Below are 18,807 nucleotides of genomic sequence, written 5' to 3' on the forward strand. Positions count from 1 at the left end.
GACGGTCCGCGGCCTGGGTTACAAGTTCGAGCCGTGAACCGGACCGGACCGGTGTGGCCGCGGCCGCTCCCGCCGACGGCGAGGGGTGCGGCGGGGATGGACGGGCAAGCAAGGAGGGCGGCGCCCCGTGTGGGGTGCCGCCCTCCTTGTGCGTGCGCGTACGAGGTCAGTGACCGGCGGCCGCCGACTCCGACGCCGAGTCCGACGGGGAGGCCGAGTCCGACGGGGAGGCCGAGCCGGACTCCGCGGAGCCGCCCTCGGCGGCCGCGCCCGAAGCCGACTCGGACGGGGAGGCCGACGCGCTCTCGGAGGGGGACTCCGCGGCGCTCGGGATGTCGCTCGGACCCCACTTGGTGAAGTAGCTCTCGGCGGGGACGACGAAGGCGCGCAGGCTGATCGCGCCGGTCTCGCTGAAGGTGAAGGTCACCTTCTGGGCGTCGCCGTCCTTGACGGCCTCACGGCTGCTCGACAGGACGGCGGAGGCGTTGTTCGCGCCGCCGATGACGACCGAGCCGCCGGCCGGGACGGTCAGCGGGCCCTTGCCCTTGGCGGGCGAGAGCGCGGCGGACTTGCCGCCGTCGAGGGTGATGGACTCCAGCGTCTGCGCCTTGCTGCCGCTGTTGAAGACGGTCGCCGAGATCACGGCGGGTCCGGTCGACTCCAGGTCGGGCTGGGTGATGACGATGACGTTCTGCAGCTTGATGTCGCCGACGCTGGTGGCGGCGTTGTCCGGCTTGATCTCCAGGGTCTGGGAGTCGTTGCCGGCCCCACAGGCGGCGAGCGAGGCGATCGAGAACGCGATGGCGGAAGCGGCGAGGGCGCCGCGTCGAAGGCTGCTGCTCACGGCGGCGGCAACTCCTTGTACACACGGACGGCCTTCCTTTGGATAAAGCCGTCCTAAGGGTCTGTCAGCGGCCTTAGGTTACCGAGCCGTTCTCGCGCCACCGCACCCGACCCGCCTCTAGAGCGATCCCGTGCCTCGACGGACGCGCTGAACGGCCTCCTGCACCACCTGTCACGACCGCCACAAGTGACCCATGAGTCACTTTGGCTTCACCCGTCGTCTTCTCTCTCGTCTTCTCCCTCGTCTTCCCCCTCGTCTTCAGGCTCCTCTTCCCGCTCCTCTTCCCGCTCGTCTTCTCACTTCTCTTCCCGCCTCTCCCTGTCCTCTTCCGGCTCGCCGGTCCATTCGCATAACCGCGCCGGACGGCCGATCGCGGATTTTCGGTGAAGGAATGCGAGGTCGTCCCCGGAATTGATCACGGGCCGGGGCGAGGGGTCGATGATCAATTCCGGAAACGGCTCGTATCCGGCCACGTGAACCGAACGGAGTAGCGGAAGTCGCACTCCTGGAAGCGGACATATGTGGACGTTCGGCCGTTCGGGCGGGGCTCCGGATGTGTGTAACGTGCGCGTTTCTCCCCCTGCGGAGAGCGCCTCCGACCTGCGAATACCTGCTTCCGCCGCCCCTCCGCAGCACGTTCCTGTTACTGTTGTCAAGCCCCGAGATATGCCCTGACCTGCGAAAACGCCATTCAGAACCCGCAGTTTCCGTGTTACCCTGGATAGCCACGGAAGGGGTACCTGTCACATGACGTTCAAGGTTGGCGACACCGTGGTCTATCCCCATCACGGGGCCGCGCTGATCGAGGCCATCGAAACTCGCCAGATCAAAGGCGTGGACAAGACCTACTTGGTGCTGAAGGTCGCCCAGGGTGACCTGACGGTACGTGTGCCAGCGGACAATGCGGAGTTCGTCGGCGTACGTGATGTGGTCGGTCAGGACGGGCTGGACCGGGTCTTCGAGGTGCTGCGCGCGCCGTACGCCGAGGAGCCCACGAACTGGTCGCGTCGTTACAAGGCAAATCTGGAGAAGCTCGCCTCCGGCGATGTCATCAAGGTCGCGGAAGTCGTGCGTGACCTGTGGCGTCGTGAGCGCGAGCGCGGACTCTCCGCCGGTGAGAAGCGCATGCTCGCCAAGGCCCGCCAGATCCTGGTGAGCGAGCTCGCTCTCGCGGAGAACACCAACGAGGACAAGGCCGAAGCCCTGCTCGACGAGGTGCTCGCGTCCTGAGCTCGACGCGTTTTTCGAGTGCTGAAGCCGGCCCGAGACCGGTCTCCGCACCCTGAAGAACACGCACACTGAAGAACACTGAAATGCCGCGGTGCCCGATGACGAATTTCCCGTCGCCGGGCGCTGCGGCATGTTCGCGCCAGGACAACGGCCGTACGCCCTACCCCCACAGGGGTGGTAGGTCGATACTGCCCCCGAACCGCCCCCGATAATGCGACCGATGCTTCGATACTTGGTGTGCCGGGCCCGGGCTGCTGCCTCGACCGGCACGTCACGGAAGGGTCCGGTCAAGGCGTCGCGCCCGGCACTTCCAGGGCCATACCCACGCCAGGCCGGAACACAAACCTGACAGGAACCGATGTCTGACGATTCGCGTCCTCTCCCCACGCTCACCCGCACGGCCGCGGTGATTCCGGCCGCCGGGCGGGGTGTCCGCCTCGGTCCGGGCGCCCCCAAGGCGCTCCGCACGCTGGGCGGCACGCCCATGCTGATCCACGCGGTGCGCGCCCTCGCCGCCTCGCGCGCCGTCTCCCTGGTCGTCGTGGTGGCCCCGCCGGACGGCACCGCCGAGGTGAAGTCGCTGCTCGACGCGCACGCGCTGCCCGACCGCACCGACTTCCTGGTCGTGCCCGGCGGTGACTCCCGCCAGGAGTCCGTGAAGCTCGGCCTGGACGCGCTGCCGCCCGGCCACGACATCGTCCTGGTGCACGACGCCGCCCGGCCCCTCGTCCCCGTCGACACGGTGGACGCCGTGATCGAGGCCGTACGTGACGGCGCCCCCGCCGTCGTGCCGGCGCTGCCGCTCGCGGACACCGTCAAGGAGGTCGAACCGGCCGTGACCACCGGCGACCCGGAGCCGGTCGTCGCGACGCCCGAGCGCGCCCGCCTCCGTGCCGTGCAGACCCCGCAGGGCTTCGACCGGGCCACCCTGGTCCGCGCCCACGAGTCGGTCACGGAGAACGTCACCGACGACGCGAGCATGGTCGAGCAGCTGGGGCTGACCGTCGTGGTCGTCCCCGGTCACGAGGAGGCCTTCAAGGTCACCCGGCCCCTCGACCTGGTCCTCGCGGAGGCGGTCCTGGCCCGCAGGAGGCTCAACGATGGGTACTGAGACGCGGCCCGTGCTTCCCCAGGTCGGCATCGGCACCGACATCCACGCCTTCGAGGAGGGCCGCGAGCTGTGGTGCGCGGGCCTGAAGTGGGAGGGGGAGGGCCCCGGACTGGCCGGGCACTCCGACGCGGACGTGGTCGCGCACGCCGCCTGCAACGCGCTCTTCTCCGCGGCCGGCCTCGGTGACCTGGGGCAGCACTTCGGCACCGGGCGCCCCGAGTGGTCCGGCGCCTCGGGCGTCACCCTGCTCACGGAGGCGGCCCGGATCGTCCGCGCGGCCGGCTTCGTCATCGGCAACATCGCCGTACAGGTCGTCGGGCCCCGCCCCAAGATCGGCAAGCGGCGGGACGAGGCACAGAAGATCCTCTCCGAGGCGGCGGGCGCGCCGGTGTCGGTGTCGGGTGCGACGACGGACGGGCTCGGGTTCCCGGGACGCGACGAGGGTCTGATGGCGATCGCGACGGCGCTGGTGGCGCGTACCGGCTGAACGGCGCCGTCGGCACCGGCCGACATATGCCATGGCATGTCACGAATGTGTGGCCCTTGGGTGGAAGGGGCTCGGGGCATCGCTCCACGCCCACTACCCTGGAGAGGTGACCATTCGCCTGTACGACACCAGTGCCCGGCAGATCCGTGACTTCGCCCCGCTCCAGCCGGGTTGTGTCTCGATCTACCTCTGTGGTGCCACCGTGCAGGCGGCTCCGCACATCGGGCACATCCGTTCGGGGCTGAACTTCGACATCATGCGCCGGTGGTTCGCCCACCGCGGCTACGACGTCACGTTCATCCGCAACGTCACCGACATCGACGACAAGATCATCGCCAAGTCGCACGACCAGGGCCGCCCCTGGTGGTCTATCGGGTACGAGAACGAGCGGGCGTTCAACGACGGCTACCAGGCGCTGGGTTGCCTGCCGCCGACCTACGAACCCCGCGCCACCGGGCACGTCCCCGAGATGATCGAGATGATGCGCGGGCTGATCGAGCGCGGTCACGCCTACGAGTCCGAGGGCAACGTCTACTTCGACGTGCGTTCGTTCCCGGGCTACCTGGAGCTGTCCAACCAGGACCTGGACGACCTGCGTCAGCCCTCGGGCGAGGGTGAGACCGGCAAGCGCGACCAGCGCGACTTCGCGCTGTGGAAGTCCGTCAAGCCGGGCGAGCCGAGCTGGGAGACCCCCTGGGGCCGCGGGCGTCCCGGCTGGCATCTCGAGTGCTCGGCGATGGCGCACAAGTACCTGGGCCCCGTCTTCGACATCCACGGCGGCGGGCTCGACCTGATCTTCCCGCACCACGAGAACGAGATCGCCCAGGCCAAGGCCTACGGCGACGAGTTCGCCCGGTACTGGGTGCACAACGCCTGGGTCACCATGGCCGGCGAGAAGATGTCGAAGTCGCTGGGCAACAGCGTCCTCGTCTCCGAGATGGTGAAGCAGTGGCGCCCGATCGTGCTGCGCTACTACCTCGGTACGCCCCACTACCGTTCGATGATCGAGTACAGCGAGGAGTCGCTGCGCGAGGCCGAGTCGGCGTTCGCGCGGATCGAGGGCTTCGTGCAGCGCGTCGTCGAGAAGGCCGGGGGAGTCGTCGAGCCGGCGGCCGAGGTCCCGCCCGCCTTCGCCGAGGCGATGGACGACGACCTGGGTGTCCCGCAGGCGCTCGCCATCGTGCACACGACGGTCCGGCAGGGGAACTCGGCCCTCGCCGCCGACGACAAGGAAGCCGCCGTGGCCCGCCTCGCCGAGGTCCGTGCCATGCTCGGCGTCCTCGGTCTGGACCCGCTCGCCGCCCACTGGGCCGGCGAGGAGAGCCGGGGTGAGGACCTGCACGGCGTGGTCGACAGCCTCGTACGACTCGTCCTCGACCAGCGCGAGTCGGCCCGCGCGCGCAAGGACTGGGCGACCGCGGACGCCATTCGCGACCAGCTCGCCCAGTCGGGCCTGGCCATCGAGGACGGCCCGCAGGGGCCGCGCTGGAGCCTGGGCCCGCGGTAGGGCGGCCCCGCGGCTGTCCTTGATCGAGTGTGCCGCCCGGCCTTCCGGGCGGCACACTGCATAAGACGTACGTACGAAAAGCTCACGGAGACGAGAGACTCATGGCAGCCAACAACCGCCGCATGTCCGGCAAGAAGGGCGCGCAGGTCGGCAGTGGCGGCCAGCGGCGCCGGGGCCTGGAGGGCAAGGGTCCCACCCCGCCCGCCGAGATGCGCAAGAAGCACAAGGCGAACCGCATCGCGACCGCCAAGGCGAAGCAGGCCGTGCGCCGGCCCGCGCAGCGCGGCCGTGGCGGCAAGGGCACGTCCGAGATGGTCGTCGGCCGCAACTCCGTCGTCGAGGCGCTGCGCGAGGGCGTGCCCGCGACGATGCTCTACGTGCAGCAGTTCATCGACAACGACGAGCGGGTGCGCGAGGCGCTCCAGCTCGCCGCCGAGCGCGGTGGCATCCACCTCATGGAGGCCCCGCGTCCCGAGCTGGACCGCATGACCAACGGCCTCAACCACCAGGGCCTGGTCCTCCAGGTCCCGCCGTACGAGTACGCGCACCCCGAGGACCTGGCGTCGACCGCCTACGACCACGGCGAGGACCCGCTGATCGTCGCCCTCGACGGTGTGACCGACCCGCGCAACCTGGGTGCCGTCGTCCGCTCCGTCTCCGCCTTCGGCGGTCACGGCGTCGTCGTCCCCGAGCGCCGCGCGGCCGGTATGACGGCCGGCGCCTGGAAGACGTCCGCCGGTGCGGCCGCCCGTACCCCGGTCGCCCGCGCCACCAACCTCACCCGCGCCCTGGAGGCCTACAAGAAGGCCGGTATCGCGATCGTCGGCCTGGCCGCCGACGGCGAGCACGAGGTCGGCACGCTGAAGGCCCTGGACGGCCCGGTCGTCATCGTCGTCGGCAGCGAGGGCAAGGGCCTCTCCCGCCTGGTCGGCGAGACCTGCGACTTCCGGGTGCGGATCCCGATGCCGGGTGGCGCGGAATCCCTCAACGCGGGTGTGGCGGCCGGGATCGTGCTGTACGAGGCGGCTCGGCGCCGGGGCTGAGGCAGTCCGGACTGCGCCGGTCGGAGGCCGGCGCAGCCCTTCGCAGCCGCACGCACGGTTCACTCGGACGGGTTAATCCCGGCGAGTAGTGCAACCTTGACGGAGTCCGGACAGATCCGGCGGGTCAAAGCAGTGTCCTAAACACACGTCACTCGGTTAGATGAGTGTGGACACCAGAACACCCCGCACACCCACGGGGGACCGCTCGTCGGGATTCGACGACGCTCCCGCGCTGAGCATGGTGAAGGTGCCGAGCGATCCGGCGCAGATCATCGTCAGCCACGCGAGCTTCCGCGTGCAGCTGGGCGCGTCGGCGCGGCGTAACCAATCCCCGCGGATCGCCCGGCATGTGAGCGCCATCGATGACACCGCGCGCATGGCCGCCGTCGGGGCGGTCGGCAGAGCGGGCGCCGCTTCCGGTGGCCGTCGGCGGGCCGTCGTCTGGAGCGGCAAGTCCGCCCCGGACGACACCGGCGCCCACCGACTGCTGCAGGCCGTGCGGGCAGGCAGCGTCGGCCACGGCGAACCGCCCGGTGCCGACGCCGGAGCCACCCAGGTCATCCCCCGCGTCGGCATGGGCGACCGGGGGTACGACGGCGACCTCGCCGCGCAGACCCTCGAGACCCCGATCGTCGGCGCCCAGCGGACGCCCGTCGACGGCGAGCAGCGGATCCTGCCGAACATGCGCGGCGTCGGCAGCGCCTACGACGAACCCGCCTACGACGACGGCCAGTTCGAGGACTTCGGGGAAGCCGACGTCGATCCGGACCCGGCGCCGCGGAGCCGGCGGCAGGGCGACGACCCCGCCCGGCACGCCTACTATCCGGGTCGCCGGATGAACCTCGGCGTGGTCCTGCTCCCGCTGCGCGTCTTCCTCGGCTTCATCTCCATCTACGCCGGCATGGGCAAGCTGTGCGACCCCGTCTACTTCGACGGCGGCAAGCGCGGCTCCATGGTGAAGTGGCTCAACACCCTGCACCCGTGGGAAGTCGCCGAGCCGCTGCGTCAGTTCGCCCTGCACCACCCCGTTGGCTCCGGCCTCGTCATCGCCTTCCTCCAGGTCGTCGTGGGCGTCCTGACGGTCCTGGGCTGCTGGCAGCGGGTCGCCGCGGTCGTCGGCGCCGGGCTCTCGGCGGCGCTCATCGTCACCGTCAGCTGGAAGACCGTCCCGGTCTACGACACCCCCGACATCATCTACCTCGCCGCCTGGTCGCCGCTGGTCATCGCCGGCGCCCCCGTCTACTCGGTGGACGGCCGGCTCGCCGCCGGTGCGTGGCGTCGGCTCGGTCCGCGCTCCGACCTGTGGGAGCTGCGCCGTTACGTGCTGCGGCGTGGCGCCCTGGTGACCGCGATCGCCGTCGGGCTCACCCTGCTCGTCGGCTCGCTGCTCGGCGGCGCCGTCCGCGACGCCGACCGGGTGGTCGTCCCCGGCCCGGGCGAGCCCCCGCGCAACGAGCTGCCCGGCTCCCCGTTGCCGGAGAAGTCCGGCACGCACAAGGCGTCCCGGCAGCCGGCCGCGTCCAGCTCGCCCACTCAGGGCGCCACCTCGGCGGCCCCGACGGCGGGTGCCGACAGCGAGCCCTCGAAGGCGCAGGACTCCGGCACCACCGGCAGCGGAGACGCCGGCGCGCCCAGCCAGACGCAGGGCACCGGGGGCGAGGCCCCTCCGGAGCAGTCCACTCCCGTGGAGCAGGCGCCGGCCACCAGCTCGGGCCCGTCCTCCGGTGGCTCCGCCACCTCGGGCGGTTCGACGAGCGGCGGCGGTGGCGGCTCGGACGGCGGCTCGTCCTCCTCCGGTCAGCCGGGCCTGGTGGGCGGCTTGCTCGGGTAGCGCGGAACTGAAGAAAGGCCAGGGTGCCGTGCGCTGACAAGCGCACGGCACCCTGGCCTTTCTGCTTCTTCGAGGGCGCGGGGAACTGCGCGACCAGCCCCCGCCGGGCCGTTGGCCGACAACGAACCGCTCCGCTGCACCCGCGGAGCGGCTCAGCGGCTCAGCGCCGCCAGTTCCTTCGCCGCCTCCGTGAGGTCCTTCGCGGTGTCGATGGCCCGCCAGTACGCCCCCTGCGGGAGCGGGAACCCGGCCAGCCGCCGTTCGCGGGCGAGATGCGGGAACGTCGTCCGCTCGTGGTCCCCGCGCTCGGGGAGCAGGCCGGCGAACGCGGGGGAGAAGACGTAGACGCCCGCGTTGATCTCGTACGTGGTGGGCGGCGCCTCGATGAAGTCCGTGATGTGGCCGAACCCGTCCGTCTGCACCGCGCCCCACGGAATGCGCGGACGTGCCAGCGCGAGGGTCGCTATGGCGTCGCGCTCGGTGTGGAAGTCGGCCATCTCGCGCAGCGAGAAGCGGGTCCAGATGTCGCCGTTGGTGGCGTACCAGGGCCGGTCGGGGTGGGGCAGGTGGGCGGCCGCGTACTTCAGCCCGCCGCCGCGGCCCAGGGGCTCGGTCTCGACGACGGTGGTGACCTTGACGGGCAGGTCGGCCGACTTCAGCCAGTCCTGGAGGACCTCGGCGAGGTGGCCGCAGGACACGACGACGTCGGTGACGCCCTCCTCGGCGAGCCAGACGAGCTGATGGCCGATGATCGGCGTCCCCGTGCCGGGGATCTCGACCATCGGCTTGGGCCGGTCGTCGGTGTACGGACGCAGCCGGGACCCCTGGCCACCGGCCAGGATGACGGCTTGCGTGGGGCGGGACGCGGCGTGCGGATCGGTCATGCCCGCACTGTACGTGCCGCTTGTTCCGGGGCGTGCGGCTCCCCCGACGGGAGGGAACCGCACGCCCCGGTCGCTACGGGCCGGCCCGGCGGCCCGGTGGCTCAGCCCCGGGCCGCCAGGACGCCCGAGGCGAAGGCCGTGTCGCACACCGGGCGGGAGTACGACTGGGCGCGCGAGGGGCCGTACACGCGGACGGCCGCCCGGCCCAGGGCGCGGGCGATGGAGGAGCAGTGCTTCGCCAGCGACGGCTTGCCGTTCACGGCGGCCTGGAGGTGGGTCAGGGCGACGCCCGGATCCTTCTCCTGGAGCTCGGTCAGCAACTGGTCGCGCAGCACGTCCTGCGGGGCCTTGGCGGCCTGGTGCGAGGACTGCTGTGCGGCGGAGACGTCGGAGGCGGTGAGCACCGAATCCGAGGGGTTCCCCGACCAGTTGACCCGGGTGACCGCGAGGGTCCCGGAGAGCACCATGACGACGGGCAGGACGAGGGCGAGCGAGCGGCCGATCCGGCGGGCTGGGCCGCCCTGGCCGCGGCGCGTGCGCTGGGTGGTGGAGTGGTTCGCGGAGTGCTTCACGCGTGAGAGGGTAGCGTGCAGTAATGATTTGGCGACATTTAGTCACCCGGACGGGGGATGAAGCCGTGCTCCCTTTTGGGTAAGGGGTTGACGGACCTCGGTTGAAATGTCCGCTGTGCCGGGGATTTTCGCGGGCAGGGAAAAGGGCCCCGCAGCAGGCTGCGGGGCCCTTTTCGTCAACCTGGGTGAAGCACCCGGGTTCAAACCGGGTCAGTCGGAGAGACGCGCACCCGTCGACGTCGAGAAGACGTGGGTCTCGCCCGCGCGCGGGACGACGTGCAGCGTGCTGCCCTTCTCCGGGACGTCACGGCCGCCGACGCGGACCACGAGGTCCTTCGACTCGCCGCCGACCTTGGCGGTGCCGTAGACGAAGGCGTCGGAGCCGAGCTCCTCGACCACGTTCACGACGACCGCGAGGCCCGTGTCGGCGTCGGCGCCGGCCACGTCGAAGTGCTCGGGGCGGACACCGACGGTGACCGTCTTGTCGGTGGCGGCGGCGAGCGCGTCACGCTGGACCGGGACCACCGAGTTGCCGAACTTCACGCCGCCGTCGGCGATCGGCACCTCGACGAGGTTCATCGCCGGGGAGCCGATGAAGCCGGCCACGAAGAGGTTCGCGGGGCGGTCGTACATGTTGCGCGGGGTGTCGACCTGCTGGAGCAGACCGTCCTTGAGGACCGCCACGCGGTCGCCCATGGTGAGGGCCTCGACCTGGTCGTGGGTGACGTAGACGGTGGTGATGCCGAGGCGGCGCTGCAGCGAGGCGATCTGCGTACGCGTCGAGACGCGGAGCTTGGCGTCCAGGTTGGACAGCGGCTCGTCCATGAGGAAGACCTGCGGCTCACGCACGATGGCGCGGCCCATCGCGACACGCTGGCGCTGACCACCCGAGAGGGCCTTCGGCTTGCGGTCCAGGTACTCGGTGAGGTCGAGGATCTTCGCGGCCTCTTCGACCTTCTGCCGGATCTCCGCCTTGTTGACGCCGGCGATCTTGAGCGCGAAGCCCATGTTGTCGGCGACCGACATGTGCGGGTAGAGGGCGTAGTTCTGGAACACCATGGCGATGTCCCGGTCCTTGGGCGGCAGGTGCGTGACGTCGCGGTCGCCGATGCGGATCGCACCGCCGTTGACGTCCTCGAGCCCCGCGAGCATGCGGAGCGAGGTGGACTTGCCGCAGCCGGACGGGCCGACCAGGACGAGGAACTCGCCGTCCGCGATGTCGATCTCGAGAGCGTCGACGGCGGGCTTGGTGGAACCCGGGTAGATCCGGGTCGCCTTGTCGAACGTGACAGTGGCCATGGTGAAGGGCCCCCTTCTACCGGCAGGAACGTGCCGGACGATCCGTTGTAGGAAGGTGGTTGGTGTAGTCCACATGAGCGAACTGGGTCAGGACGGTACCTGGCGTTTCCCGGTCTGTCAGTACCCGGAGGCATGTGAACTTCGCGGAAACTTTCGAGTGGGGCGGAACCGCCCGCTGGTCAGAGCCGCGCGGACCGCGGAAGTCCGTGGCCCGGGGAAAGCGCGGCTGTGTACAGTGGTCCCGCCCTCGCGTGCGTGTGGTGGCGCGCGATGCCTCCTTAGCTCAGCTGGCCAGAGCAGCTCACTTGTAATGAGCAGGTCGTCGGTTCGAATCCGACAGGGGGCTCTCCGAAAAGCCCAGGTCAGCTCTTGTGCGACCTGGGCTTTCGCATGCCCGCGACCGGTGATTCGCCGATACTGGGCCGGGTGAGACGGCTCTGCGGGCTTTCCGGCGTCCGGCGGGCGGTGTGGGCGTACGTCCGCAGCGCGCCCGGCACCTATGTGTGGCTGGCGGTCCTGTTCGTCACCACGGTGGCTCTGCACCACATGTCGCCGGAGTTCGAGCAGGAGTTCCTGCGGCAGCGGTCCACCAACATCCATGAGCTGTCCCGGCACCCGGTGCGGGTGCTGGTGGCGAGCGCGATGTGGATCGACGGCGGGTACTGGCTGCCGTACGCGGTGCTGTATTCCGTCTTCCACGCCCGGGCCGAGCGGTGGCTGGGCACGGCGCGGTGGCTGGCGGTGTGCGCGGCCGCGCATGTGCTGGCGACGCTGATCAGCGAGGGGGCCTTGGCGAAGGCGATCCGGGACGGGCTCGCCCCGCAGTCCGCGGTCAACGCCCTTGACGTCGGGGTGAGCTACGCGCTGTCGGGGGTGGTGGCGGTGCTCGCCTACCGCATCGGTCCGCCCTGGCGGTACGGGTATCTCGCGGCCGTGCTCGTCTTCTACGGCTTCCCGCTGACCGCCGGACCGACCTTCACGGACTTCGGCCACTTCGTCTCCGTCCTCGTGGGGCTGGCGTGTTATCCGCTGGTCAGAGCGCGCGAAAGAGTACGGAATCCGAAGGAGACAGCGCCCGTGCCACCGGGTTAACGTCCGGCCATGAGCAGCTCGGCAAGCGGTGTCGTGGACGGCGTCGTCAATGGCGGCATCTCCTTCTGGTACGCGGACGACGGCCTTCCGGCGGTGCGGGAGCCGCTCGCCGGTGACGCCTCCGCCGATGTCGTGATCGTCGGCGGCGGGTACACGGGGCTGTGGACGGCGTACTACCTGAAGAAGGCGGCGCCCTTCCTGCGGATCACCGTCCTGGAGCAGAGGTTCTGCGGATACGGCGCCTCGGGGCGCAACGGCGGGTGGCTGTACAACGGCGTCGCGGGCCGGGACCGATACGCGAAGCTGCACGGCCACGACGCCGCCGTACGGCTCCAGCGGGCGATGAACGACACCGTCGACGAGGTCGTCCGGGCGGTGGCGGAGGAGGGCTTCGACGCCGGTGTCCACCGGGGCGGCGTGCTGGAGGTGGCCCGGACCCCCGCGCAACTGGCGCGGCTGAAGGACTTCCACGCGCACGAGCTGGCGTACGGGGAGCGGGACCGCGAGCTGTACGGCGCCCGGGAGACGGCCGAGCGGGTGCGGGTGGCGGGCGCCGTGGGGTCGAGCTGGACGCCGCACGGGGCGCGGGTGCACCCGGTGAAGCTGGTCAAGGGGCTCGCGGCGGCCGTGGAGGCGCTGGGGGTGGAGGTCCGTGAGTCGACTCCGGTGACGGAGATCCTCCCGGGCCGGGCGGTGACGCCGTACGGGACCGTGCGGGCGCCGTACGTGCTGCGCTGCACGGAGGGGTTCACGGCCGCGTTGAAGGGTGAGCGGCGGACCTGGCTGCCCATGAACTCCTCGATGATCGCCACCGAGCCGCTCACCGACGAGCAGTGGGCGGCGGTCGGCTGGTCGGGGCGGGAGGCGCTCGGCGACATGGCACACGCCTACATGTACGCCCAGCGCACGGCGGACGGCCGGATCGCGCTCGGCGGGCGCGGGGTGCCCTACCGCTTCGGCTCGCGGACGGACGACGACGGACGCACGCAGCTGGAGACCGCCCGGGCGCTGCGCGAGATCCTGGTCGGGTTCTTCCCGGCGCTGGCCGGGGTGCGGGTCGAGCACGCCTGGTCCGGGGTGCTGGGCGTGCCGCGCGACTGGTGCGCGACGGTCACGCTGGACCGGGCCACGGGCCTCGGCTGGGCGGGCGGTTACGTCGGCTCCGGCGTCGCCACCGCGAACCTGGCCGCGCGGACCCTGCGGGACCTGGTGCGGCTCGACTCGGACCAGGAGGGCCGCACCGACCTCACCGACCTCCCCTGGGTCGGCCACAAGGTGCGCAGGTGGGAGCCGGAGCCGCTGCGCTGGCTGGGGGTGCGGGGCATGTACGCGACCTACCGGGCGGCGGACCGGCGGGAGACGGAGCGCCACGCGCCGGGGTCCTCACGGCTGGCGCGGGTCGCGGACCGGGTGGCGGGACGCCACTGACACAGGCCCCTGCCTCGACCCCGGACGCCTTACCGCCTTTGGCCCGTGGGGCTGGGCGGTCAGCCCACCGATTCCGTTACGGCCTCCGCCGGGGCGTGCCTCGGGGGGCCGGTGGTGACCATCAGGCCCGCCACCAGGCCGGCCAGCAGCATGATTCCGGCGGCCCACCAGATGGCCACCGTGTAGCCGTGCACGGTGGCCTCGGCGGCGACCTGGGACCGGCGCGCGGGGCCGGTCAGATGGGCCGAGAGGTAGGCGGTGCTGCTGGTGGTGGCGATCGTGTTGAGCAGCGCGGTGCCGATGGAGCCACCCACCTGCTGTGAGGTGTTGACGGTGGCGGACGTGACACCGGCGTCCTGCGGGGCGACCCCGGCGGTGGCCGTGGAGAAGACCGGCATGAAGGTCAGGCCCATGCCGAGGCCCATCAGGAGCAGGGCGGGCAGGATCTCGTCGGCGTAGGAGGAGTCCACCGTCATCTGGGTCAGGATCACCATGCCGCCCGCGGCGAGGAGCATGCCGGGGACCATCAGCATGCGCGGCGGCACCCGGCTCATCAGCCGGGCGGAGATCTGGGTGGAACCGATGATGATCGCCAGGGTGAGCGGGAGGAAGGCGAGGCCCGTCCTCAGGGGGGAGTAGCCGAGGATGACCTGGAGGTAGTAGGTCATGAACAGGAACAGGCCGAACATCCCGATGATGGCCAGGCCCATGGTCAGGAAGCAGCCCGCGCGGTTGCGTTCCTTGATGATGTGCAGGGGCAGCAACGGCACCCGCGCCTTCGTCTGCCACCACACGAACACCGTGAGCAGGACGATCCCGCCCGCGAAGAGCCCCAGCACCAGGGGGTCGGTCCAGCCGCGCGGCTCGGCCTCGCTGAAGCCGTAGACGATCGCGACCAGGCCGCCGCAGCCCAGCACCGCGCCGGGCACGTCGAGACGGACGTCCGCGTGGCCGGGGCGGTCGTGGAGGAGCGCGAGGGCGCCGAGCACGGCGACGACGGCGATGGGCACGTTGACGTACAGGCACCAGCGCCAGTCGAGGTACTCGGTGAGCAGGCCGCCGACGATGAAGCCGATCGCGGCGCCGCTGCCGGCGAGGGCGCCGTAGATGCCGAAGGCCTTGCCGCGTTCCTTGGGGTCGGTGAACGTCGTCGTCAGGAGGCTGAGCGCGGACGGGGCGAGTACGGCCGCGAAGGCGCCCTGGAGGGCGCGGGCGCCGAACAGCATGCCCGAGCCGGTGGCCGCCCCGCCGAGCGCGGAGGCGACGGCGAAGCCGATGAGCCCGATGACGAACGTGCGTTTGCGGCCCACCAGGTCGGCGATCCGGCCGCCGAGCAGCAGCAGGCCGCCGAAGGCCAGGGTGTAGGCGGTGATCACCCACTGGCGGTCGCCGTCGGAGATGCCCAGGTCCTCCTGCGCGGAGGGCAGTGCGATGTTCACGATCGTCGCGTCCAGGACGACCATGAGCTGGGCGAGGGCGATGATCACCAGGCCCCACCAGCGGCGGGGGTCGGGTTCGGTGTCGGCGGAGGATTCACCTGTCCGGGTGACACTCATTCCGACAGAACACCATGAATCAGTGCTTGTCGCATCCCTGGGCCTGCTGTCCCTGGTGGGTCATGGGACCAGGACGACCTTTCCCGCCGTGCCGCGGGTCTCCAGTGCCCGGTGCGCGGCGGCGGCCTCGGCGAGCGGGAAGGTCTGCACCGCCGGGGTCAGCCGGCCGGCGGCCGCCTCGGCGAGGGCGCGGAGCTCCAGGGCCCGCAGGCCGCCCGCCTTCTCGATCATCACGGGCCCCAGGACCGATCGGGAGATCCCCTCGACGAAGTAGCCCTTCCCGTCGCGGACGCCCTCGGCGGACCAGCCGAAGACGAGGTGCCTGCCCGCGGGGCCGAGCAGGGCGACGGCCGCACGGGCGACGTCACCGCCCACCCCGTCGAAGACGACGTCGGCGGTCCGGCCGCCCAGCTGGGCGCGGACCTTGGCGGGCCAGGCGGTGTCCGTGTAGTCGACGGCGGGATCGGCGCCGTTCGCCGCGACCCGGGCCACCTTCTCCGGCCCGCCGGCCAGCCCGACGACGGTCGCGCCCGCGTTCTTGGCGTACTGCACCAGGAGCGTGCCGATGCCGCCCGCGGCCGCGGTGACGACGGCGACGGACGCGGGCCCGAGCTCGGCGAACTGGAGGATCCCCAGCGCCGTACGGCCGGTGCCGATCATGGCGACGGCCTGGGCGGGGTCCAGGTTCGGCGGGATCTCGTGCACACGGTCGACGTCGGTGACGGCACGTTCGGCGTACCCGCCGGGCGCGAAGCCGAGATGGGCGACGACGCGCCTGCCGAGCCAGCTGTCGGGGGTGCCCTCGCCGACCGCCTCGACCACGCCGGCGATCTCCCGGCCGGGGATCGTGGGGAGGTCCGTCGGCGTGGGGGCGGGGCCCCGGAAGCCCTCACGCAGGGCGGTGTCCAGGAGGTGGACGCCCGCGGCCTCGACGGCGACACGGACCTGGCCGGGACCGGGCTCCGGGTCGGCGACCTCCTCGTGGCGGAGGTTCTCGGCGGGACCGAAGGCGTGGAGGCGGATGGCATGCATGGTGATCCCCCGTGGGTGGTGGGTGACGGGTGACGGGTGACGGGTGAGGGGCGGCGGGTCGGGGACGGGCTGTAGGCCGACGGCTCCCAGCCTTCAACCTGAACCTTGCTTGAGGTAAAGGGCTTTCCGGCTGCCGGGGAGGGGAGGGGAGGGGACGGGCCAGGGGGTTGTCAGTGGTGGGGTGCAGCATGGGGGCATGGCGAGGACTGGGACCGGGAGAACCGGCAGGGCCGCTGCGGCGGTGAAGGGTGCGCGGCGTCCGGAGGTGCGGCTGCCGCCCCTCGAGCCGTACGGGGGCGGGGGGCTGGAGCCCGACGGCGACTACGACGGCGTGGGGTTCCGCGAGCTGGACCTCGCCGGGCAGGACGGCGGGGGCGCCCGCTTCATGGACTGCGCCCTGACGGGCTGCGCGCTGGACGGGACACGGCTGCGCCACGCCCGCTTCCTCGACTCGGTCCTCACCGGCATCCGGGGCGTCGGCACCGACCTGGCGGAGGCGACCTTGCGCGATGTGGAGCTGCTCGACGCCCGCCTGGGCGGCACCCAGTTGCACGGCGCCGTCCTGGAACGGGTCGTGATCCGCGGCGGCAAGATCGACTACCTGAACCTGCGGCAGGCGCGGCTGCGGGACGTGGTCTTCGAGTCGTGCGTCCTGGTGGAGCCGGACTTCGGCGGCGCCCGCCTGGAGCGGGTCGAGTTCGTCGACTGTGCCCTGAAGTCCGCCGACTTCACCGCGGCGACCCTGGCCGACGTGGACCTGCGCGGAGCGGTGGAACTGGGCCTCGCGGGCGGCGTGGACCGGCTGTCCGGCGCGGTGATCAGCGCGGCCCAACTGCTGGATCTGGCACCCGTGCTGGCTGCCGAGCTGGGGCTCAGGGTGGAGGGCTAGGGCGTGTCCGACCTAGCGCACCCGGGGGAAGCGGGCCTGCAACGTCCAGATCGCCGGGTTCTCGGCCAGGTCCTCGTGCAGGTCGCTCAGGTCGGCGAGGAGGTCGTGCAGGAAGTCGCGTGCCTCGCGGCGCAGTTCGGCGTGGGAGAAGGTGAGCGGGGGCTCCTCCGTCGGCATCCAGTCGGCCGTGATGTCCACCCAGCCGAAGCGGCGCTCGAACAGCATGCAGTCGGTGGACTCGGTGAAGTCCAGTTCCGCGTGCTGCGGGCGGGAGGCGCGGGAGCCCGCCGGGTCCTGGTCGATCAGCTCCACGATGTCGCACAGCGCCCACGCGAAGTCCAGTACCGGCACCCATCCCCAGGCTGTGGACACCTCACGGTCCGCCTTGGTGTCGGCGAGGTAGACATCGCCGCAGAACAGGTCGTGGCGGAGGCTGTGGACGTCCGCGCGCCGGTAGTCCTTCTGCGGCGGGTCCGGGAAGCGGTTGGAGAGGGCGTAGCCGATGTCGAGCACGTAGGCGATGGTGTCACGCCCCCGCGCCGGGGCCGGCCGTCCCCATAAGATCACTGACATGTCCCGATCCGTACGCCTTGTTCCGGCGATGGCCGCCGCGGCGCTCGTGCTCGCCCTGACCGCCTGCGACGACGAGGGGGCGCCGGACACCTCGGGCGCCCAGGCCCGGGACGCCTCGGGTGCCCCGGGCGTCGGCGATCCGTACTTCCCGAAGGCGGGCAACGGCGGCTACGACGTCTCCCACTACGGCCTCACCCTCGCCTACACCCCCGACGGCAACCGGCTCACCGGCACCGCCGTCGTCACCGCCCGTGCGACCGAGGACCTCGCCGCCTTCGACCTGGATCTCGCGGGCATGAAGGTCGAGGAGGTGACCGTCGGGGGCGACACGGCCGAGTTCCGCCGGGACGGCCAGGAGCTGATCGTCCGGCCGCCCGGCGCCCTGTCCGACGGGGAGACCTTCGAGGTCCGGGTCCGCTACTCCGGCAGCCCGCGGACGATCACCGACCCGGACGGCTCGAAGGAGGGCTGGCTGCGCACCGCGGACGGAGCGCTCGCCCTCGGTGAGCCGACCGGTTCCATGGCCTGGTTCCCCGGCAACCACCACCCCTCCGACAAGGCGTCGTACGACATCGCCGTCACCGTCCCGAAGGGCCTGACGGCCGTCTCCAACGGCGAGTTGCGCAGTGCGAGGACGGCGGACGACGGCCGCACGACCTTCACCTGGCACACGGCCGAACCGATGGCGAGCTACGTGGCGACCCTCGCGATCGGCCGCTACACCGTCACCCGCTCCGCGACGCAGGGCGGGCTGCCGGTGTACGTCGCCGTGGATCCGTCCCAGGTGACCGCGAGCCGCAAGGTGCTCGCCCGGCTCCCCGAGGTCATGGAATGGGCGGAGTACAACTTCGGCCCCTACCCGTTCTCCTCCACCGGCGCGATCGTCGACCGCCCCGAGGACGTCGAATACGCCCTGGAGACCCAGAACCGTCCCGTCTACCCCGGCGCCCCGGACACCGCGACCCTCGTCCACGAGACCGCCCACCAGTGGTTCGGCGACTCCGTCACACCGAAGAGCTGGCAGGACATGTGGCTCAACGAGAGCCTGGCGACCTACGCCGAGTGGCTGTGGACGGAGGACGAGGGCGGCGCCACGGCGGAGGAGACGTTCACGGAGCTGTACGACCACGGCGAGGACGAGTACGAGGACCTGTGGGCGTTCCCGCCCGCGAAGCCGACGAGCGCGGCACACGTCTCCGACACCCCCGTCTACCAGCGCGGCGCGATGGTGATCCACCGCATCCGGCAGGCCGTCGGCGACGACACCTTCTACGACATCGTCCAGGGCTGGGCCGCCGCCCACCGCCACGGCAGCGCCGACACCGACGACTTCACGGCGTTCGTGGAGAAGCAGGCGCCGGACGAGGACTTCGACGAGATCTGGGCGGACTGGCTGTACGGGGAGGGCAAGCCCGCCCGCCCGTGAGCG

Annotated in this window: 17 protein-coding genes and 1 tRNA gene; 11 read left to right on the forward strand and 7 right to left on the reverse strand. The window is 71.4% G+C overall.

What is annotated here, in order from left to right:
- Positions 1-166: 166 nt before the first annotated feature.
- Entirely contained in the window at positions 167-844 is a 678-nt protein-coding gene (locus OHU34_RS23120) for a DUF461 domain-containing protein (protein ID WP_405768097.1), read from the reverse strand.
- A gap of 747 nt (positions 845-1,591) precedes the next feature.
- On the opposite strand from OHU34_RS23120, the gene OHU34_RS23125 reads away from it, so the two are divergent.
- From OHU34_RS23125 to OHU34_RS23150, 6 genes are all read left to right on the forward strand, one after another.
- Positions 1,592-2,074, forward strand: a complete 483-nt coding sequence (locus OHU34_RS23125) for a CarD family transcriptional regulator (RefSeq protein WP_003953493.1) — start codon at positions 1,592-1,594, stop codon at positions 2,072-2,074.
- A 358-nt stretch (positions 2,075-2,432) separates the two neighbouring features.
- Positions 2,433-3,185, forward strand: coding sequence for a 2-C-methyl-D-erythritol 4-phosphate cytidylyltransferase (gene ispD / locus OHU34_RS23130; protein WP_405768099.1), 753 nt, complete (start codon positions 2,433-2,435; stop codon positions 3,183-3,185).
- Positions 3,175-3,672, forward strand: a complete 498-nt coding sequence (gene ispF / locus OHU34_RS23135) for a 2-C-methyl-D-erythritol 2,4-cyclodiphosphate synthase (RefSeq protein ID WP_142264939.1) — start codon at positions 3,175-3,177, stop codon at positions 3,670-3,672. Before ispD ends, ispF begins: the two co-directional genes overlap by 11 nt.
- A 106-nt stretch (positions 3,673-3,778) precedes the next feature.
- Positions 3,779-5,179 (forward strand): cysteine--tRNA ligase, encoded by a 1,401-nt coding sequence (gene cysS / locus OHU34_RS23140; protein WP_142264938.1) that lies wholly within the window; start codon positions 3,779-3,781, stop codon positions 5,177-5,179.
- A 101-nt stretch (positions 5,180-5,280) separates the two neighbouring features.
- Positions 5,281-6,222, forward strand: coding sequence for a 23S rRNA (guanosine(2251)-2'-O)-methyltransferase RlmB (gene rlmB, locus OHU34_RS23145; protein ID WP_020130316.1), 942 nt, complete (start codon positions 5,281-5,283; stop codon positions 6,220-6,222).
- Between the two features lie 160 nt (positions 6,223-6,382).
- Entirely contained in the window at positions 6,383-8,053 is a 1,671-nt protein-coding gene (locus tag OHU34_RS23150) for a DoxX family membrane protein (protein ID WP_200839715.1), read from the forward strand.
- 152 nt (positions 8,054-8,205) lie between these two features.
- Here the strand turns inward: OHU34_RS23150 and OHU34_RS23155 are convergent, their stop codons facing one another.
- From OHU34_RS23155 to OHU34_RS23165, 3 genes are all read right to left on the reverse strand, one after another.
- The gene (locus OHU34_RS23155; RefSeq protein WP_057600837.1) at positions 8,206-8,937 is read right to left on the reverse strand and encodes a nucleotidyltransferase family protein; all 732 of its coding nucleotides are present in this window, start codon (positions 8,935-8,937) and stop codon (positions 8,206-8,208) included.
- A 101-nt stretch (positions 8,938-9,038) separates the two neighbouring features.
- Positions 9,039-9,509: a hypothetical protein gene (locus OHU34_RS23160; protein ID WP_020130313.1), complete on the reverse strand. Its 471-nt coding sequence runs from the start codon at positions 9,507-9,509 to the stop codon at positions 9,039-9,041.
- Positions 9,510-9,719: 210 nt separating this feature from the next.
- A complete protein-coding gene (locus tag OHU34_RS23165; RefSeq protein WP_054243882.1) occupies positions 9,720-10,808 on the reverse strand; it encodes an ABC transporter ATP-binding protein in 1,089 nt (362 codons plus the stop codon).
- 272 nt (positions 10,809-11,080) lie between these two features.
- On the opposite strand from OHU34_RS23165, the gene OHU34_RS23170 reads away from it, so the two are divergent.
- From OHU34_RS23170 to OHU34_RS23180, 3 genes are all read left to right on the forward strand, one after another.
- Positions 11,081-11,154: transfer RNA gene (locus tag OHU34_RS23170), tRNA-Thr, on the forward strand.
- 119 nt (positions 11,155-11,273) lie between these two features.
- Positions 11,274-11,900, forward strand: a complete 627-nt coding sequence (locus OHU34_RS23175) for a rhomboid-like protein (RefSeq protein WP_372481734.1) — start codon at positions 11,274-11,276, stop codon at positions 11,898-11,900.
- A 9-nt stretch (positions 11,901-11,909) separates the two neighbouring features.
- Positions 11,910-13,328 carry an NAD(P)/FAD-dependent oxidoreductase gene (locus tag OHU34_RS23180; RefSeq protein ID WP_405768102.1) on the forward strand — a complete coding sequence of 473 codons (1,419 nt, stop codon included), beginning with the start codon at positions 11,910-11,912 and terminating at the stop codon, positions 13,326-13,328.
- Between the two features lie 59 nt (positions 13,329-13,387).
- Here OHU34_RS23180 and OHU34_RS23185 read toward each other — a convergent pair whose 3' ends face one another.
- Entirely contained in the window at positions 13,388-14,884 is a 1,497-nt protein-coding gene (locus OHU34_RS23185; RefSeq protein ID WP_142264936.1) for an MFS transporter, read from the reverse strand.
- Positions 14,885-14,944: 60 nt separating this feature from the next.
- Positions 14,945-15,916: a zinc-binding dehydrogenase gene (locus OHU34_RS23190; RefSeq protein ID WP_405768105.1), complete on the reverse strand. Its 972-nt coding sequence runs from the start codon at positions 15,914-15,916 to the stop codon at positions 14,945-14,947.
- Between the two features lie 196 nt (positions 15,917-16,112).
- Between OHU34_RS23190 and OHU34_RS23195 the strand changes: the two genes are divergently transcribed.
- On the forward strand, positions 16,113-16,805 hold the full coding sequence (locus tag OHU34_RS23195) for a pentapeptide repeat-containing protein (protein WP_405768107.1): 693 nt from the start codon (positions 16,113-16,115) through the stop codon (positions 16,803-16,805).
- Positions 16,806-16,817: 12 nt separating this feature from the next.
- On the opposite strand, the gene OHU34_RS23200 is transcribed toward OHU34_RS23195, so the two are convergent.
- Positions 16,818-17,318 (reverse strand): hypothetical protein, encoded by a 501-nt coding sequence (locus OHU34_RS23200; RefSeq protein WP_142267914.1) that lies wholly within the window; start codon positions 17,316-17,318, stop codon positions 16,818-16,820.
- Positions 17,319-17,376: 58 nt separating this feature from the next.
- Here OHU34_RS23200 and OHU34_RS23205 point away from each other — a divergent pair, with 58 nt between their 5' ends.
- A complete protein-coding gene (locus tag OHU34_RS23205; protein WP_230195374.1) occupies positions 17,377-18,804 on the forward strand; it encodes a M1 family metallopeptidase in 1,428 nt (475 codons plus the stop codon).
- Positions 18,805-18,807 lie beyond the last annotated feature (3 nt).

The organism is Streptomyces sp. NBC_00080, assembly GCF_045041255.1.
GTDB classification, from domain to species: Bacteria; Actinomycetota; Actinomycetes; order Streptomycetales; family Streptomycetaceae; genus Streptomyces; species Streptomyces coriariae.

Coding starts and splice junctions, on each gene's coding strand:
- OHU34_RS23155 (WP_057600837.1), bottom strand. CDS start 8,937: ATGACCGATCCGCACGCCGCGTCCCGCCCCACGCAAGCCGTCATCCTG.
- OHU34_RS23125 (WP_003953493.1), top strand. CDS start 1,592: ATGACGTTCAAGGTTGGCGACACCGTGGTCTATCCCCATCACGGGGCC.
- OHU34_RS23195 (WP_405768107.1), top strand. CDS start 16,113: ATGGCGAGGACTGGGACCGGGAGAACCGGCAGGGCCGCTGCGGCGGTG.
- ispF (WP_142264939.1), top strand. CDS start 3,175: ATGGGTACTGAGACGCGGCCCGTGCTTCCCCAGGTCGGCATCGGCACC.
- OHU34_RS23165 (WP_054243882.1), bottom strand. CDS start 10,808: ATGGCCACTGTCACGTTCGACAAGGCGACCCGGATCTACCCGGGTTCC.
- OHU34_RS23190 (WP_405768105.1), bottom strand. CDS start 15,916: ATGCATGCCATCCGCCTCCACGCCTTCGGTCCCGCCGAGAACCTCCGC.
- OHU34_RS23150 (WP_200839715.1), top strand. CDS start 6,383: ATGAGTGTGGACACCAGAACACCCCGCACACCCACGGGGGACCGCTCG.
- rlmB (WP_020130316.1), top strand. CDS start 5,281: ATGGCAGCCAACAACCGCCGCATGTCCGGCAAGAAGGGCGCGCAGGTC.
- OHU34_RS23180 (WP_405768102.1), top strand. CDS start 11,910: ATGAGCAGCTCGGCAAGCGGTGTCGTGGACGGCGTCGTCAATGGCGGC.
- OHU34_RS23205 (WP_230195374.1), top strand. CDS start 17,377: ATGTCCCGATCCGTACGCCTTGTTCCGGCGATGGCCGCCGCGGCGCTC.
- OHU34_RS23185 (WP_142264936.1), bottom strand. CDS start 14,884: ATGAGTGTCACCCGGACAGGTGAATCCTCCGCCGACACCGAACCCGAC.
- ispD (WP_405768099.1), top strand. CDS start 2,433: ATGTCTGACGATTCGCGTCCTCTCCCCACGCTCACCCGCACGGCCGCG.